This window comes from Streptomyces sp. NPDC047971, from assembly GCF_040653355.1.
Taxonomy (GTDB): Bacteria; Actinomycetota; Actinomycetes; order Streptomycetales; family Streptomycetaceae; genus Streptomyces.
In genome coordinates this window covers 151,778-167,463 of the sequence record NZ_JBEZNW010000004.1, presented here as the reverse complement: position 1 = coordinate 167,463, position 15,686 = coordinate 151,778, and the positions used below count along the sequence as shown (strand labels likewise).

Here is a 15,686-nt window from a genome sequence, read left to right as displayed (position 1 = left end):
GACGATAACTGACTATCCGTCAGAACTGAACATCCGAGCAGGCGTAGAAGGCGTTCGCGGTGTCCGCGATCGTCCACACCGCCAGGATCAGGTGCCTGCCGGTCTTGCCCGCCGGGATGGTCCCGGAGTGCGAGAGCGTGGCCGGCGGCTGCTGGTTGTTGTACGGGACGGTGAGGAACGGCTGGGGGTCGAGCGCGGCCCGCGTGAGCTTCTGCGTGCCGTTCCAGCCGTTCTTGGTGATGTAGTACTTGAAGTCGGTGGTGCTGTGGCGGGCGGTGAACTGCCAGCGGAAGTTGAAGCTCTGCCCCGCCGTGACCCTCGTGGTGGGCCAGGCGCCACCGCGGGGGTCGTCGAGCTGGGCGAACTGCGAGAGACCGGCGGAACAGATCTTCCCGTCGGCGGGTCCGGCGGCGGGGAAGCCCTTGAGGCCCTCGACGGACTGCGGTTCCCACTGGATGTTTCCGCAGTTCGTCACGGTGCCGTTGGCGCAGAGCTTCTGGCGGCTGATCGGGGAGTCGGTGTAGCCGTGGCTACTGGCACTGCTCGTGGCGAAGAGCGAGGCGCCGGCGACGCCGAGCGCCACCGCCGCCACGCCTATCTTTTTGCGCATGTGTCACTCCAGGTGAACGTGGGGGAGTTCGGTGACCCGTGGTGCACGCGTGCGGTGTGGTGCGGTAGGAGCTATTCCGGTCTAGACCAAGTACCAAGGTATTGACGGAAGTTGAACATGTCCATACCAATCACGCGCCTTCCACAGGACCGGTACGGCCGGTGTAGAAGGCCACCGTCAGGTCCTTGACCAGCGCCTTGCGCTCGTAGTCGTCCAGTTCGACCAGACCACGCGTGGTCAGCCGGTGGACCACGTCGTCCACCGCGTCCACGACGGAGGTCAGCACGCTGTCCCGGTGCTTGGCGTCGATCGCGGCGATCCGCCGGCGCTGCATCGCGGCCGCGACCTCGGGGGCGTACTCGATACGGGTCGGCTGCGCCGAGAACACGTCGATGCCCACCGGGGCGCACTCCGCGGAGAGCATCCGGGTCAGGGCCTCGCCGACGGCCTCGGCGTCGCGGAGGGTCGGGGCGTCCTCGTGGAAGGCGTCCGCCGGGAGCTGGGACAGCACCCGGGCCATCGCCGCCTCCACCTGCTCGCGCAGGTACTCCTCGTGACCGTCGACCCCGAGGGCGGCACGGACGGTGTCGCGGACGCGCCAGACGACGAGGACGACGACGCGCAGGGCCGTGCCCTTGGCGTCCACCGCCGTGAGCGGCTCGCTGCGCCAGTGGCGGAGCCGGACGTCGACGCGGCGGCGCAGGAGGAGGGGGCTGACCCAGACGAGCCCCGTGCGGCGGACGCTGCCGCGGTAGTCGCCGAAGAGGGTGAGGACCCAGGCGTAGCCGACACGGCCGCGGCCGAGACCCCCGAGGGTGAACAGGACGGCCAGCACACCGAGGGCGAGCAGGGCCCACTGCCCGAGGTGGATGCCGTGGTACGGACGCGGGGTCACCCGGAGCATCCTGGCCAGTTCCGCGGGCACCGCCCCGGCCCACCACAGGACGGACGCGCACCCGGCGAGCGCGAGAAGACCGCCGACCACCCCGATCCAGCCGGGCAGGACGGCGCCTTCGCGCTCGACGAGTTTGGGGTCGGCGGTGGGGGCGGGGCGGGAGGGCTCGGGGCGGGCGGGTGCGGGGATGACGGCCCTGGCCGCGACGGGGGGTGCCATGGCGATGGTGGCGGGCCCGCCGTCGTCGTCCGGCTCGGGCTCGTCCCGGAAGAGCAGGTGGACGGGGATCGACCCGGTGGTCTCGGCCCCGATCACGGTCTTCCGCCGGCCCCCGATCCGCGGCGCGATGGCCGCGACCGCGGTGGGCGGGGCGGGCGCGGCGGGCGCGGCGAGCGCCTCCGCGGCGACCGGCACCGCGATCACACCGACGTCGGCCACCCCGATGATCCGCCGCAACTCGCCCACGGCCCCGACCGCGACGGGCTTGCCCGCCGGGTCGGCGGGCGAACCGGGCCGGTCGTCGGTGCGGGGCCGCTCACCCTTGCCGGCTCCCGGCCCGTCGGGCCGACCGGCCGCGCCACCGGGCATGACCGACGCGGTGGGCGGGGTCACGGAACCGGACCGCGCGCTCTCGGGGGCAGAGGACCCGTCGGACCGCGCGCTCGGCGCCTCCGCCGTGCGCGCCCCGCCGGTCGGCTTCCCCGAACTCGCCTGGGCGACGGTCGATCCGGGCGCCGGACCGCTCCCGGCGGCGGCCGACACGCCGGTCCGCGAGCCCGGGCCGCTCGGCGTGGTGACGGTCTCCGACGAGGGGACCGAACCGGCGGCGGGAGCACCGGGCCGGTGGTCCGGGCCGGTAGCGGGCACGGGTGCGCCGTTCCGCGCAGCCGCGCCGACCGCCGCGCCCGGCGCGCCCGACCGGGCCGCCGACAAGACGGGGGAACCGGGCCGGCCGGTCCCGGGCGCTCCGTCGGGTGCCGTGGACACGCCGGGCGCCTGCGGGCCGCCCGACAGGGTCACCGAACCCCACGGCGAGCCGGGCCAGTCGGCGGGGACACCGGGTTCCGCCCCCGGCCCACCGTGCACATCCGAGCCGGGAGCCGGACCCGCCGGGCCGACGGGAGAACCGGGCCGGGCGTCCGTCCCGGCCGCACCGCCCGCGGCGGCGCCGGGCGAACCGGGCCGGTGGCCGGCATCGGCCGCCGTCGCGCCCGAACTCCCGTCCGCGCCCCCAGCCGACGTGCTCGCCGCGCCGGGCGAACCGGGCCGACGGGCCTCGCCGCCCGTCGTGACCGGTGCCCCCGAGGCGGGTGCCGACGTCGCGGCGGAAACGATCCGGTCGTCCGCGCCGGAGGTCGCGCCCGGGGTACCCGCCGAGGCGGCGGGCCGGCCGGACCGCTCGTCCGGAACAACCCCCGCCGCACCACCGGCGACCGCCGACGCGCCGGGCCGGCCGTCCGCGCCGGACCCCGTCGCACCGGACGCTCCGGCGCCGCCGCCCGCCTCCGGTGACGTACCGGTCGTCGAGGCCCCGGCCGAACCGGCCCGGTTGCCCTGACCGAGACCGGCGGCCGGAGCCGAGGCGCCCGCCGGCGCGTCCGGACCGGCGCCCGCCGTCCCCGACACGCCCACGCCGGCGCCGGCTCGGGCGCGGTCGTCCGCGCCGGTCCGGTCCGCGCCGGACCCCGACGCGCGGTCCGCGGTCGCGTTCAGCGGGCCCGCGGGGCCGGCCGCCCCGGACGCGGGCGACGGAACCGGTCCCTCGTTCGCGCGGTCCTCACCCGTGACGCCGTCCGCCTGCCCCTCCGGGGCCGCGGCGCGGGAACCGTCGTCCCCGCCCGCCCCCGGCGCCGGGCCGTTGCGGGAGGTCTCCGGCAGGTGCCGTCTCGGTGGGCGCGTCTCGTCCGTCAGGCGGATCGCCGACCGGGCCGCGTCGCGGCTCGCCGCCGCGCCCGAGTCGGGGTCTGGGGTCGAACGGGTCATGGGATCCACCTCATGTTCTCGGGGTCATCGAAACAGGCGCCGCCAGGTCTCCGGGCCCGGGTGGCCGTCGGCCGCGCCGCCGCGCCATCCCTGTGCCCGCTGGAACGCCTCGACATTGCGACGGTCCGCCTCGCCCCAGCGCGGACCGGGACCCGACAGGTAGTGCTTGCCGTAGCCCCGCTTCACCAGCTGCTTGCCCAGCTTCTCCACATATGCGTTGGATTGGCCCGGACGGAAGTAGCCACGCCCGGGGAACCCCTGCGCATCTGTGCTCGGGCCGCCGGAACCACTCGAACCGCCGATGCTCCGGCCCTGCCCGGACACCAGGAGCCGCCAGGTCGCGGGCCCCGGAAGTCCGTCCGCCTCCGCGCCCTTCCAGCCCTGCGCCCGCTGGAACGCCTGGGTCGCCCGACGGTCCGCCTCGCCCCAGCGCGGACCGGGGCCCTGGGTGTAGTACGGCTTCGCTCCCCGCGCGATCAGCAGCCGCCCGAGCTGGGTGACGTGGGCGTTGTTCGCGCCGGGCCCGAACATCGCCGCGCCGGGGTACGGGGTCGTCTTCGCGGCGGCGGCGCCCGGCTGCGGCACCGTCGTCGGGGACGCGCCACCGCGCTGGGCGCTGACCACTCCCTTGTAGCGGTAGGCCACGTACCGGTCCGCGTCGACCCAGTAGGCGAGCGGCGTGGCCTGCCGACGCGTGCGGGGCTTGGTCTGCTCGTACGCGATGTACGACGTGTGGGTGTGGTCCGTCCACCCGCCGAAGAGCGTGACGTGCGAGCCCTTGGCCGGATCGGCCGGGTTGTGGAAGAGGAGCATGTCGCCGGGCTGGAGATCCGCCCGGTCGATCCGCTCGGCGAAGCCGTCCAGGCTGCCGGTCCACTCGTTGCCGGGCAGGTTCCACGCCATCGAGATGTAGCCCGAGCAGTCCTGGCGGTAGCCGTCGGACCAGTACGTCTCCATGGAGTAGGGGACCTGCGCGCTCACCCACCGCTTGGCGCGGTTGATGATCTCGGCGCGGGTGGTCTTCCGCAGGGGCTGGGCGGAGACCTGACCGGTCGTCGGGTCGCCGCCGCTCGGGGGCTGCGGAACGGAGCCGGGCCCGTGTGCTCCGCCGTGCAGCGGGCCCGCGCCTCCCTGCGGCGTGTCGGGCCCGGGCACCGTCGCCAGGGCCACCGGCAGGCCGGCCCGTCCGCCCACCCCGTCCACCGCACCGGCCGGATGTCCACCGGCCGCGCCCCTCACCGGGCCCGCCGCCCCCGCCTCGGTCGCCAGCGCGCCCCCTCCCCCCAGGACCACGCCCGCCGCCGTCACCAGGACCAGCGCGCGGCGCGCGCCGTGTGCCGCCGGGTGTCCCCCGGCGCGTACGGGCAGGCCAAGGGCGCGATCGCGCCGCTGCCCGGTGCAGCCCGCGCAGCCGCAGTCGGCCGCGGGCTCGAACTCCTCGAAGACCGGAAGGCTCATGCGATTCCCCTCCACACTCGTCAAGATCTTTGGGCGCTGGTGCACGGGCGCCAGTGTCTCAACTGTCTGGACATATCGCATTTTGACGGATCGACGGCCTGATACGACCATCCGACAGGCCGGGAGGGACCGGTAATGGTCGGAACCACCCCCGGACGTCGGGTAGAGTTACGCAGGTCAGCAGGCGCCGCTAGCTCAGTTGGTTAGAGCAGCTGACTCTTAATCAGCGGGTCCGGGGTTCGAGTCCCTGGCGGCGCACGCGCAGTCGAGGCCCCCTCACCATCAGTGAGGGGGCCTCGGTCGTCTCATGAGCCCGCGTCGTCCCTTTCGTCACAGCGGAACCAGAGCGCCCGGCTTTGGGCGGTAAACAGCTTGTTTCGCCCTTGCGATCAAGAAGCGGGGTCGTGGACTCTGGCTTCGTCCCTGGGGGGTTGGGGACGACGTGTGGCCGCGTCGAGTGCGGGGTGGGGGCCCCGCCCGCGGCCGCGCACGGGGGGATGGGCTCATGACGTCTGCATGGACGCCCGCCGGGGGTACCCGGCTCCGTTCCGTGACGACACTGCCACGCTACGACTACGAGCACTACAGCCGGCTCGCCGGACCACTGACCGAGCCCGATCCGAGCCGGCCCTACCGGGTGCGCTACCGCTCGCTGATCTCCCAGGAACCGCACCGGCTGCGCGCCGCGCTTCTGCTCGGCGCCGCGCCGCTCGTGTCGCTCGGCCTGTTCGTCTGGCTGATGCAGCCTCAGCACTGGACCGAGCGGGACCCGAACCTCGACGACGACCTGCTCCGCGCCCTCGACATCGTGATGCTGGTGTCGATCGGCCTGATCGAGCTCTTCCGCACCATGAACGTCCTGTCGAACGCCCACGCGACCCTGGTCGCCCGCGACCCGGTCCCCGTGGTCCCCGAGGCCGGCACCCGGGTCGCCTTCCTCACCTCCTTCGTCCCCGGCAAGGAACCGCTCACCATGGTGACGAAGACCCTCCGGGCGGCCGTGAAGATCCGCCACCGCGGACCCCTGCACGTCTGGCTGCTCGACGAGGGCGACGACCCCGAGGTCAAGGCGGTCTGCGCGCGGCTCGGGGTGCGCCACTTCACCCGGAAGGGCGTCCCCGCCTGGAACCAGTCCGAGGGGCCGCACCGCGCGAAGACCAAGCACGGCAACTACAACGCGTGGCTGCAGGCGCACGGCGACGACTACGACTTCTTCGCCTCCGTCGACACCGACCACGTCCCGCTCCCCAACTACCTGGAACGGATGCTCGGTTGGTTCCGCGACCCGGACGTCGGCTTCGTCATCGGGCCGCAGGTCTACGGCAACTACGACACCTTCGTCACCAAGGCCGCCGAGTCCCAGCAGTTCCTCTTCCACGCCCTGATCCAGCGCGCCGGCAACCGTTACGGCGCGCCGATGTTCGTCGGCACCTCCAACGCCGTGCGGATCCGGGCGCTCCAGCAGATCGGCGGACTGTACGACTCGATCACCGAGGACATGGCGACCGGATTCGAGATGCACCGGCACCGCAACCCCGCCACGGGCCGCAAGTGGCGCTCGGTGTACACGCCCGACGTGCTCGCCGTCGGCGAGGGCCCCACCGCCTGGACCGACTTCTTCACCCAGCAACTGCGCTGGTCCCGCGGGACGTACGAGACCATCCTCAAGCAGTACTGGAAGGGCTTCGGGACGCTGCCGCCCGGCAAGCTCTTCAACTACACCATGATGATCATCTTCTATCCGATGTCGGCCCTCAACTGGATCCTCGCCGCGCTGAGCTGCGCGCTCTTCCTGGGCATGGGCGCCTCGGGCGTCCAGATCGACCCGGCGATGTGGATGATGCTGTACGGCAACGCCTCCGCGCTCCAGATCGGGCTCTACGTCTGGAACCGCCGGCACAACGTCTCGCCGCACGAGCCCGAGGGCTCCGGCGGTCTGGCCGGCATGATGATGTCGGCCCTCTCCGCGCCGATCTACGCCCGCTCGCTGATGGACGCCGTGCTGCGACGCAAGAGCTCGTTCGTGGTGACGCCCAAGGGCGACTCGTCGAGCCCGGACACCCTCTTCGGCACCTTCCGGATCCATCTCTTCTTCATCGTCGTCTTCGGGGGTTCGCTCGCCTCCGCGTTCGTCCTCGGGCACGACCATCCCGCGATGATCACTTGGGCCTCGCTGGCGCTGCTGATCACCGCGGCGCCGATCCTCGCCTGGCGGTACGGCATCCATGCGGAGCGGCGGCGGCGCGCCGAGGCTCCGGTCGCGGCCGTCCACGTACCGGCGCAGCGGCCCCGCCGGGCCGAGGCATCGCAACCGCCCGTGGAGAGCGCGCTGGGAGGGCGTAAGGAATGATCGCCGACGCGCGTCGCAACCGGCTCCGGCGGGTGGCGATCGGGGCCGCCGTGATCGTCGCGGTCGCCGGGATGAACGCACCCGCCCTGTGGCGGTTCGGCTCCGAGCGCTACCACGAGTACGCCATCGACCGGCCCGGGTACAAGGCGGCGAACGGCCGCTGGGACTTCCTCGACGTGCCGGCGGAGTTCCGGGTCAACGCCATCCACGCCGCCCTGCTGCACACCGGGAAGGTGCTGCTGATCGCCGGCTCGGGAAACAACCAGAAGAACTTCGACGCGAAGAAGTTCGAGTCGGTGCTGTGGGACCCGAAGACCGGGAACTTCACGAAGATCCCGACCCCGAAGGACATGTTCTGCGCCGGGCACACCCAACTGCCGGACGGGAAGCTCCTGGTGGCGGGCGGCACGAAGCGGTACGAGAAGCTGGAGGGCGACGTCACCAAGGCCGGCGGCCTGATGATCGTCCACAACGAGGACCCGGACAAGCCGATCACCCTGCCCGCGGGCACCCGCTTCACCGGAAAGGCGAACGGCAGGACCTTCGTCTCCAAGGACCCCGTCCTGGTCGAACGCGCCACCAAGGTCTTCGACCGGAGCACCGGGCGCTTCCTCCACAACACCCCCGGCCTCGGGCGCATCTACGTCGAGGCCGAGCGGTCCGGGAAGGCGTACGAGACCGGCACCGAGGACAACTACCGGGTGGCCGGCATGAAGGGCTCCGACGCGCGCAACGTGTACGGCATCGCGCAGAAACTCGCCCTGGACAAGAAGGACTTCCAGGGGATCAGGGAGGCCTACGAGTTCGATCCCGTCGCCGAGCGGTACATCACCGTCGACCCGATGAACGAGGCCCGCTGGTACCCCACCCTCACCACGCTCCGGGACGGCCGCGTCCTCGCCCTCTCCGGACTCGACGAGATCGGGCAGATCGTGCCCGGCAAGGACGAGATCTACGACCCGCGGACGAGGAAGTGGACGTACACCGGGATCGAACGGCGCTTCCCGACCTACCCGGCGATCTTCCTGATGTCGAACGGCAAGCTCTTCTACTCGGGTTCGAACGCCGGCTACGGCCCCGCCGACGTCGGCCGCGACCCCGGGATCTGGGACCTGAGGACGAACACCTTCACCAAGGTCCCCGGACTGAGCGACCCCGACCGCATGGAGACCTCCGCGACCGTCATGCTCCCGCCCGCCCAGGACCAGCGGTTCATGGTGATCGGCGGCGGTGGCGTCGGCGAGTCCGACAAGGCCAGCGCCAGAACCCGGCTCGTCGACCTGAAGGCCGCCGACCCTCGCTTCCGTGACGGCCCCGCCCTGGAGAAGGGCACCCGCTACCCCAGCGCCTCCCTGCTCCCGGACGACACCGTGTTCGTCACGGGCGGCTCGGAGGACTACCGGGGACGCGGGGGCTCCGACATCCTCCAGGCACGGACCTACGACCCGAGAAGCGGAACGTACACGCGCGTCGCCGACCCGAGAGTGGGCCGCAACTACCACTCGGGCTCCCTGCTGCTCCCCGACGGCCGAGTCATGATCTTCGGCTCGGACTCGCTCTTCTCCGACCCGGCGAACACCCGGCCCGGCGCCTTCGAGCAGCGCATCGAGCTCTGGACCCCGCCCTACCTCTACCGCGACGGCGTCCGGCCCGAACTCGGCGAAGGGCCGCGCGCGATCGCCCGCGGGACCACCGGGGTGTTCCGCACGGAGCGGGCGGCGGCGATCACCTCCGCGAAGCTGATCAGGCCGAGCGCCGTCACCCACGTCACCGACGTCGACCAGCGCACGATCGCCCTGACGCTGAGGAAGACCGCCGACGGGGTCGAACTCGGGGTACCGGAGAACCGCGCGCTGGTCCCGTCCGGCTGGTACATGCTCTTCGTGACGGACGCGCGCGGCACCCCCTCCGAGGCCCGCTGGGTGCGGGTGCCCTGACCGGGTCCGTCGGCGCCGACCGGTCACGACCGGCGCCGACGGACCCGACCGCGCCTACTCGCCGCCGCGGGCCAGGTCGAGCGCGTACCGCTCGAACCACTCCCCCGCCTTCGGGCCGCCCTTGCAGTCGCCGTCCGACTCCCCCGGCCGCTTGATCCACAGGTACGCCTTGACCCGTGGATCCGCGGTACGGACGGTCGGGGGCTCGCCGAGCGCGCGGCCGGGCGGGTTGCACCAGTTCTCCCGCGGATCGCCCTCGGTGTAGGGGCCGTTGCCGTTGCGGCTGGTGTCGACGACGAAGGGCTTGCCGCCGATCCGGTCCGACAGCTGCTTGCCGTAGGCCGTACTGGCCTCGGTGGTCTGGAAGTTGGAGACGTTGACCGCGAAGCCGTCGGCGTCCGCGACACCCGCGCGCCGCAACGGCTCGAAGATCTCCTCCGGCTTGCCCCAGCCGGAGTTCCCCGCGTCCAGGTAGAGGGTGACGCCGGGCTGCCGCTTCAACCGCTGGACGGCACCCTTCAGGAGCTCGTACCGCTCCTCGTGGTACTGCTGCTCGGTGCAGCCGTCGACCATGTGCATCACCGCGTCCGGCTCCAGGACGACGGTGGCGCGCCGCTCCCCGATGCCCCGGGCGACCTGCTCGACCCAGTCGCGGTAGGCGCCGGCGTCGGCCGCGCCGCCCGCGGAGTGCTGGCCGCAGTCGCGGTGCGGGATGTTGTAGAGGACGAGCAGTGCCTCCCGGTCGGCCCGGTGGGCGGCCTCGGTCAGCGCCCTCGTCTCGTCCTCGGGCCGGTCCGTGCCGACCCACTCCCCGGCCGGCTGGGAGGCGATCTTCTCGACGAGTTCGGCGTCCGCGGCGCGGCCCGCCTTCGTGTACGCGGCGAGCTGTCGGGCCGCCTTGCCCTGCGGATTGACCCAGAAGGGGTCCGTCTCCTTGGGCTGCTGACCGCCGGACCGCGGTGGTGCGGCGTCCTTGTCCCCGCCCTCTCCCGGGCCTGTGCCGGGCGACGCGCAGGCCGACAGCAGCAGGGCCGCGGCCAGCGGCGCGGCGCAGGCCAGGCGGGCACGTCCGGTGCGATGTGCGTACATCCACTCCCCCTTGGGTGTACGGGACCGTACGGAACCAGTCAGGACAATCGTGGCACAAAGGGGGTCTGGGCCGGGACCGGAAGCCCGTTCTACAGTTGCGGCACCCGAACCTCCCGCGGCGGCGCCGGGCTCCTCCCGCAGCCCGCGCGCCCGCGGTCGAGGACCGGCCCGGCCGTCGGGCGCGCGGGACGTGGTCCGCCGGCCGGGCCGGTAGCGGCGGCTCCGTCTCCCGGCCCGCCCGCGCGTCGCGCGCGTTCGCGCGTCGGGCCCACTCCACGGGCGGGCCGTCTGCGCACGTCAGGCCCTGTCCGTCAGCCCTCTCCGTACGTCAGACCCCGCGCGCGTGGGGCCCGCTCGTGCCCGTGAGGTACGCGGAGACGACGACGTTGGCGGTGTACGCGCCGGCCGCGCGGTCGAAGGTGCCGCCACAGGTGATCAGGCGCAGCTCGGCCCGATGGGCCTGGCGCTGCCCGTACACCTTCCGCGCGTCGAAGCGCTCCCGGGGGACGACCTGGACGTCGTCGATGGTGAACTCGGCGACCGAGCCGTCGGTCCGGGTCACCCTGACGATCTCACCGGGGCGTGCGGAGCTCAGGCCGTAGAAGACGGCGGGCCTGGTCGCGGTGTCGACGTGGCCGACGAAGAGCGCCGCGCCCTCGGCGCCCGGCCGGGTGCCGGTGCGGAACCAGCCGACCGAGTGGGGCATCTCGTACGGCGGCGGGTCCACCGCGCCGGAGGCGTCGAGGCCGCGCCCGACGACGGGCGCGGCGATGCCGAGGGAGGGGATCTCGACCTTGCGCGGTTCCGCGGGGCTCAGGGGTTGGTGTGCCGGGGGCAGCGGGGCGCCGAACGGGCGGCCGACGGCGGCCATGTCACCGGTGGTCGGGGCCGATCCGGCGGCGGGACCGTCGGTGATCTCACGGCCCCAGAGCCAGAATCCGAGGAGCAGGAGGGCCCAGGCCACGCCGGTCAGCATCCGCCCGGCGCCGGCCGGGCGGCTCGCCTCGGACACGGTCAGTCCGCGCCCGGCGTCGTGCCCGCGCGGCGGCGGCGCGCGCTGCGGAAGGCGACGGCGACGGCGGCGATCGCGGCCATGCCGAGGCCGACGAGGGTGTACGGGGTGCCGAGGCCGCTCTCGATCGTGGTCTGCGCGACACCGGGCGCGGCGGGTGCCGGGACCGCCATGGCGGCGCCTCCGCCACCGGCCTTGACCGGGGCGATGGGGCTCGGGTGGTACGTCGGCCGGTGGGTCGGCTCCAGGGTGGCCGGATGGGTCGTCTCGGGCCGGTGCTTCTCGACGTGGACCACGCCGACGTCGCGGTGTTCCCGGCCGTCGCAGGTGACGCTGACCTTGTACGTGCCCTTCTGGAGGCCCGACTTGACCGTGGTGTCGCCGAAGAGGACGTGGTCGCGGCCGGTGAGTTCGGCGTCGGCGATGAAGGCGTGGGACTTCGCGGCGCCCGTGGTGCCCTTGCAGCCCTGGACGCGGATGTCGACATCGGCGCCGGGCTTCACCGTGGACGGGGTGACGGTGACCTTGACGCCGTCCCCGGCGAAGGCGGTACCGGCCATGGGTGCCAGTACCAGGATGGCGGCCGCCCCTGCGGCACGGAGAGCAATGGGACCTGAACGCATCGTGACCTCCTGGTACTGGCAGGTTCACCCGGTTCCGGTCGTTTCGCATCCGCAGGGGCCCGACCGGGGCACTCCCCGGGGCCGCCGGCCGCTACACGCGGTCCACGAGGTCGGCGATCGAGTCGACGATCTTGGAGGGCCGGAAGGGGAAGCGGTCGACCTCCTTGTGGGTCGTGAGACCGGTCAGGACCAGGAAGGTCTGCATCCCCGCCTCCAGGCCGGCCAGGATGTCGGTGTCCATCCGGTCGCCGATCATGGCGCTGGACTCGGAGTGGGCGCCGATCGCGTTGAGGCCGGTGCGCATCATCAGCGGGTTGGGCTTGCCCGCGAAGTACGGGTCCTTGCCGGTGGCCTTGGTGATCAGCGCGGCGACCGAGCCGGTGGCCGGGAGCGGGCCTTCGAGGGAGGGGCCGGTCTCGTCGGGGTTGGTGCAGATGAACCGGGCGCCCGCGTTGATGAGCCGGACGGCCTTGGTCATGGCCTCGAAGGAGTAGGTGCGGGTCTCGCCGAGGACCACGTAGTCCGGGTCGTGGTCGGTGAGGACGTAGCCGATGTCGTGCAGCGCGGTGGTCAGACCGGCCTCGCCGATGACGTAGGCGGTGCCGCCGGGACGCTGGTCGTCGAGGAACCGGGCGGTGGCGAGCGCCGAGGTCCAGATGTTCTCCACGGGCACGTCCAGGCCCATGCGGGCGAGCCGCGCGTGCAGGTCGCGCGCGGTGTAGATCGAGTTGTTCGTGAGGACGAGGAAGGGCTTCCCGGTCTCCCGCAGCTTCTTGATGAACGCGTCGGCGCCGGGGATCGGGACGCCCTCGTGGATGAGGACTCCGTCCATGTCGGTGAGCCAGGATTCGATCGGCTTGCGCTCTGCCATGTGCGGGGACTCCTGCCGTACAGAAATCGTGCGGTGTGCTGGGGGCGCCGCGACAGCGCTGTGGCGACGCCCCCAGAGTAATCAAGAGGTCGTGATCTCGACCCCGTCGATCACCCAGTACCAGTTGTTGGAGCCGGTGTAGCGGAAGCGGAAGCTCACGCTGGACGCCCCGGCGGGAACGTTCACGGTGAGCGACTGCGGCTGGGAGATCACGTCGGAGGTGTAGCTCTTGACGACGGTCGGGGTGCCGCCGTTGAAGACCGCCAGGATCTGGGCGCTCTGGCTGCCCTCCTGGCGGTAGAAGGTGGTGAAGCGGAGCGTCGCCCGGGTCTTGCCCGAGACGCTGTACGCGGGGGTGACCAGGGTCGAGTCGTACGTACCGGAGTGCGACGTGTCGGCCCACTCGTCGGAGTCGGCGACGGCGAAGACGCCACGGGAGCGGATGTTGAGCTCACGGGACTGGTCGCGCTGGGTACGGGACCAGAACTCGTCGGTGGCGAAGGCCCATCCGCGCCACTCGGTCATGCCGCCGGTGCCCATGGCGTTGTTGATGACGGACCAGCCGCTGGGCGCGGTGTGGGTGAAGCCGAGGACACCGGCGGGGATGCCGGTCTCGTCGACGCGGCCGCCGAGGGAGGCGTGCAGCGTGTCGAACGGGTCGGTGGAGCGCTGCTGGATCGGCTTTCCGTCCAGCCCCCAGGAGGGGTCGGGTGCGATGCCGAGCTGGTGGAAGACGGTGGCGGCGACATCGACGAGACGGGTGTCGATGGGGCGGGCGCCGGCGGCGATGCCGGGGCCCTGCGCGAGCACGAAGGTGCGGCGCTCCTCGATGGCGGAGCCGCCGTGGCCGCCGCCGTCGGTGTGGCCGTGGTCGGTGGTGACGATGACCGTCCAGCGCTCGGTGGCGTAGGAGGGGCGGGCCTTGATCGCGGCGAGCAGGCGGCCGAGGTAGCCGTCCTGGACGGCGATCGCGTCGAGGTACTTCTGGCTGGCGGCGCCGTGGGAGTGGCCCATCTCGTCGGTCTCGCCGAAGTAGACGAAGAGGACGTCCGGGTTCTGGTTCCGGAGGATGTCCTCGGTGGCGTCGGTGATGACCTTGTCGTTGACCGCGTAGTCGTTGTCGTAGACGAGCTTGGCGTCGGCGCCGGGGGTGACCGTGCCGTGGGTGTCCAGCTCGGGCCAGTCGACGGCGGCGAAGAGCGAGAGGTCGGGGCGGACCTGGTTCAGGCGGGCCAGGAAGCCGGGGTACCGGCCGTAGTTCTTTCCGGCGAAGGTGTTGTCCTTCACGCCGTGCTTGTCGGGCCAGACCCCGGTGGAGATCGTCGACCAGCCGGGGCCCGAGGAGGTGGCGGCCATCGGGTTGGCGTAGAGCAGCGACATGCCGTACGTGCCGTTCGCCATCAGGGACTTGAGGGCCGGGGCCTTGGCCGCGTCGATCCTGTCGTACCGCAGGCCGTCCATGCCGACGACGAGCACCTTGTCCTTGCTGGTGCCGTTGGGGAGCGTGGGGGCGGCGGCCCGGGCGCCGGGTGCGGTGGCCACGCCGGTGGCGGCGACGGCCGCCGCGGTGCCCGCGGCGGCGAGCACGGTACGGCGGGGAACTCCGGTGGTCGGGGCCGTGGACATGCCGGTGATCGGCATCTGGATCCTCCGTGGAAGGGGGTGAGGACACGCCGACGCCCCCGAATCCTCGGGGGCGTTGGTCCGTACCCGTTATCTTTCCGCTACATGCGGAGGGATTCCAGGGTCCGTGCGGTGAACTCTCGGAAGCCCGCGGTTAGCTTCCGGTGGCCGTCTTCCAGGCGTCGACGTAGCCGGTCAGGTTCTTGTCGATGTCGGCCCAGTCGGGCTCGAAGATCTCGACACCCTCCATGATCTTCGCGAGGGCGATGGCGTTGGCGTCCGTGGCCTTGACGTCCTTGCGGGCGGGGAAGCCGCCGCCGATCGCGCTGACCTGACGCTGGGCCTGCTCGCCCAGCATGAAGTCGAGCAGCTTCCTGCCGTTCTCGCTGTGCGGGGCCTTGTTCACCAGACCGGCGGCGTACGGCAGGGCGAAGGTGGTGGGCCTGGAGCCCTCCTTGGCCGGGAACCAGATGGCGAGGTTCGGCATGGACCTGGACTGGGCGAAGTTCATCTGCACGTCGCCGTTGGCGACGAGGATCTCGCCCTTGTCGACCTTCGGCGCCAGTTTGGAGGTGGAGGAGGACGGGCCGACGTTGTTGGCCTGGAGCTTCTTCAGGTACTCCATCGCCGGCTCCTGGCCGCCGAAGTCGTGCATCGCCTTGATGACCACGGCGGTGCCGTCACCGGCGACACCGGGGGTGGAGTACTGCAGCTTGTTCTCGTACTTCGGGTCGAGGAGCTGCTCCCAGGTCGTGGGAGCCTCCTTCAGCCGCTGCTTGTTGTGGATGAAGCCGAAGTAGTTGTTGACGACGGAGGTCCACGTGCCGTCGGCGGCCTTGTTCCCGCCGTCGACCTGCTCGGCGCCCTTCGGGGTGTACGCCTGAAGCAGCCCCTTGGAGTCGGCCTGCTGGATGAAGGGCGGCAGGGTCACGATGACGTCGGCCTGCGTGTTGTTCTTCTCGCGGACGGCACGCTGCACCATCTCGCCGGAACCGCCCTCGACGTACTTGACCTTGATGCCGGTCTGCTTCTCGAAGTCGGCGAAGACCTTGTCGTACCAGCCGTCGCCCTTCTCCCCCTTCAGACCGTCCGCGCTGTACACGGTGACGACCTTCTCGTCGGAGGCGGCGGAGGAACCCCCGCAGGCGGTGAGGGAGGCGGCGAGGGCGAGGCTGCCGGTGACGGCGGCGATCGACTTGACGAACATGGACGAGGTACGCATAACGTCGTTCTCT

At 72.1% G+C, this 15,686-nt stretch carries 11 protein-coding genes and 1 tRNA gene; 3 read left to right on the top strand and 9 right to left on the bottom strand.

The genetic code is table 11. The features are described from left to right. Positions 1-19 precede the first annotated feature (19 nt). From AB0D99_RS06255 to AB0D99_RS06245, 3 genes are all read right to left on the bottom strand, one after another. The gene (locus tag AB0D99_RS06255) at positions 20-610 is read right to left on the bottom strand and encodes a lytic polysaccharide monooxygenase auxiliary activity family 9 protein (protein WP_362357475.1); all 591 of its coding nucleotides are present in this window, start codon (positions 608-610) and stop codon (positions 20-22) included. Between the two features lie 130 nt (positions 611-740). Further along, on the bottom strand, positions 741-2,840 hold the full coding sequence (locus AB0D99_RS06250; protein ID WP_362357705.1) for an SPFH domain-containing protein: 2,100 nt from the start codon (positions 2,838-2,840) through the stop codon (positions 741-743). 672 nt (positions 2,841-3,512) lie between these two features. Beyond that, the gene (locus AB0D99_RS06245) at positions 3,513-4,946 is read right to left on the bottom strand and encodes a peptidoglycan-binding protein (RefSeq protein WP_362357473.1); all 1,434 of its coding nucleotides are present in this window, start codon (positions 4,944-4,946) and stop codon (positions 3,513-3,515) included. A 184-nt stretch (positions 4,947-5,130) separates the two neighbouring features. Here AB0D99_RS06245 and AB0D99_RS06240 point away from each other — a divergent pair. The 3 genes from AB0D99_RS06240 to AB0D99_RS06230 all read left to right on the top strand — a co-directional run bounded on the left by AB0D99_RS06240 (position 5,131) and on the right by AB0D99_RS06230 (position 9,233). After that, positions 5,131-5,204, top strand: a tRNA-Lys gene (locus AB0D99_RS06240). Positions 5,205-5,451: 247 nt separating this feature from the next. Next, positions 5,452-7,296 carry a cellulose synthase catalytic subunit gene (locus AB0D99_RS06235; RefSeq protein WP_362357471.1) on the top strand — a complete coding sequence of 615 codons (1,845 nt, stop codon included), beginning with the start codon at positions 5,452-5,454 and terminating at the stop codon, positions 7,294-7,296. After that, positions 7,293-9,233, top strand: a complete 1,941-nt coding sequence (locus tag AB0D99_RS06230; RefSeq protein WP_362357469.1) for a kelch motif-containing protein — start codon at positions 7,293-7,295, stop codon at positions 9,231-9,233. Before AB0D99_RS06235 ends, AB0D99_RS06230 begins: the two co-directional genes overlap by 4 nt. A 54-nt stretch (positions 9,234-9,287) precedes the next feature. Here the strand turns inward: AB0D99_RS06230 and AB0D99_RS06225 are convergent, their stop codons facing one another. The 6 genes from AB0D99_RS06225 to AB0D99_RS06200 form a co-directional block, all read right to left on the bottom strand. Next, positions 9,288-10,322 (bottom strand): glycoside hydrolase family 6 protein, encoded by a 1,035-nt coding sequence (locus AB0D99_RS06225; protein ID WP_362357467.1) that lies wholly within the window; start codon positions 10,320-10,322, stop codon positions 9,288-9,290. 328 nt (positions 10,323-10,650) lie between these two features. Then, positions 10,651-11,298: a class F sortase gene (locus tag AB0D99_RS06220; RefSeq protein WP_362357703.1), complete on the bottom strand. Its 648-nt coding sequence runs from the start codon at positions 11,296-11,298 to the stop codon at positions 10,651-10,653. A 38-nt stretch (positions 11,299-11,336) separates the two neighbouring features. Beyond that, complete coding sequence (locus AB0D99_RS06215; RefSeq protein ID WP_362357465.1) at positions 11,337-11,894, bottom strand: hypothetical protein; 558 nt, start codon at positions 11,892-11,894, stop codon at positions 11,337-11,339. A 154-nt stretch (positions 11,895-12,048) separates the two neighbouring features. Continuing rightward, complete coding sequence (locus AB0D99_RS06210; protein WP_362357463.1) at positions 12,049-12,828, bottom strand: HAD-IIA family hydrolase; 780 nt, start codon at positions 12,826-12,828, stop codon at positions 12,049-12,051. Positions 12,829-12,909: 81 nt separating this feature from the next. Further along, positions 12,910-14,469: an alkaline phosphatase family protein gene (locus AB0D99_RS06205; RefSeq protein WP_362357460.1), complete on the bottom strand. Its 1,560-nt coding sequence runs from the start codon at positions 14,467-14,469 to the stop codon at positions 12,910-12,912. Between the two features lie 136 nt (positions 14,470-14,605). Next, complete coding sequence (locus AB0D99_RS06200) at positions 14,606-15,673, bottom strand: 2-aminoethylphosphonate ABC transporter substrate-binding protein (protein WP_362357458.1); 1,068 nt, start codon at positions 15,671-15,673, stop codon at positions 14,606-14,608. Positions 15,674-15,686 lie beyond the last annotated feature (13 nt).

Bases quoted from the DNA above. Each gene is read 5' to 3' on its own strand.
- AB0D99_RS06255 (WP_362357475.1), bottom strand. From the start codon at position 610: ATGCGCAAAAAGATAGGCGTGGCGGCGGTGGCGCTCGGCGTCGCCGGC.
- AB0D99_RS06245 (WP_362357473.1), bottom strand. From the start codon at position 4,946: ATGAGCCTTCCGGTCTTCGAGGAGTTCGAGCCCGCGGCCGACTGCGGC.
- AB0D99_RS06235 (WP_362357471.1), top strand. From the start codon at position 5,452: ATGACGTCTGCATGGACGCCCGCCGGGGGTACCCGGCTCCGTTCCGTG.
- AB0D99_RS06230 (WP_362357469.1), top strand. From the start codon at position 7,293: ATGATCGCCGACGCGCGTCGCAACCGGCTCCGGCGGGTGGCGATCGGG.
- AB0D99_RS06225 (WP_362357467.1), bottom strand. From the start codon at position 10,322: ATGTACGCACATCGCACCGGACGTGCCCGCCTGGCCTGCGCCGCGCCG.
- AB0D99_RS06220 (WP_362357703.1), bottom strand. From the start codon at position 11,298: ATGCTGACCGGCGTGGCCTGGGCCCTCCTGCTCCTCGGATTCTGGCTC.
- AB0D99_RS06215 (WP_362357465.1), bottom strand. From the start codon at position 11,894: ATGGCCGGTACCGCCTTCGCCGGGGACGGCGTCAAGGTCACCGTCACC.
- AB0D99_RS06210 (WP_362357463.1), bottom strand. From the start codon at position 12,828: ATGGCAGAGCGCAAGCCGATCGAATCCTGGCTCACCGACATGGACGGA.
- AB0D99_RS06205 (WP_362357460.1), bottom strand. From the start codon at position 14,469: ATGCCGATCACCGGCATGTCCACGGCCCCGACCACCGGAGTTCCCCGC.
- AB0D99_RS06200 (WP_362357458.1), bottom strand. From the start codon at position 15,673: ATGCGTACCTCGTCCATGTTCGTCAAGTCGATCGCCGCCGTCACCGGC.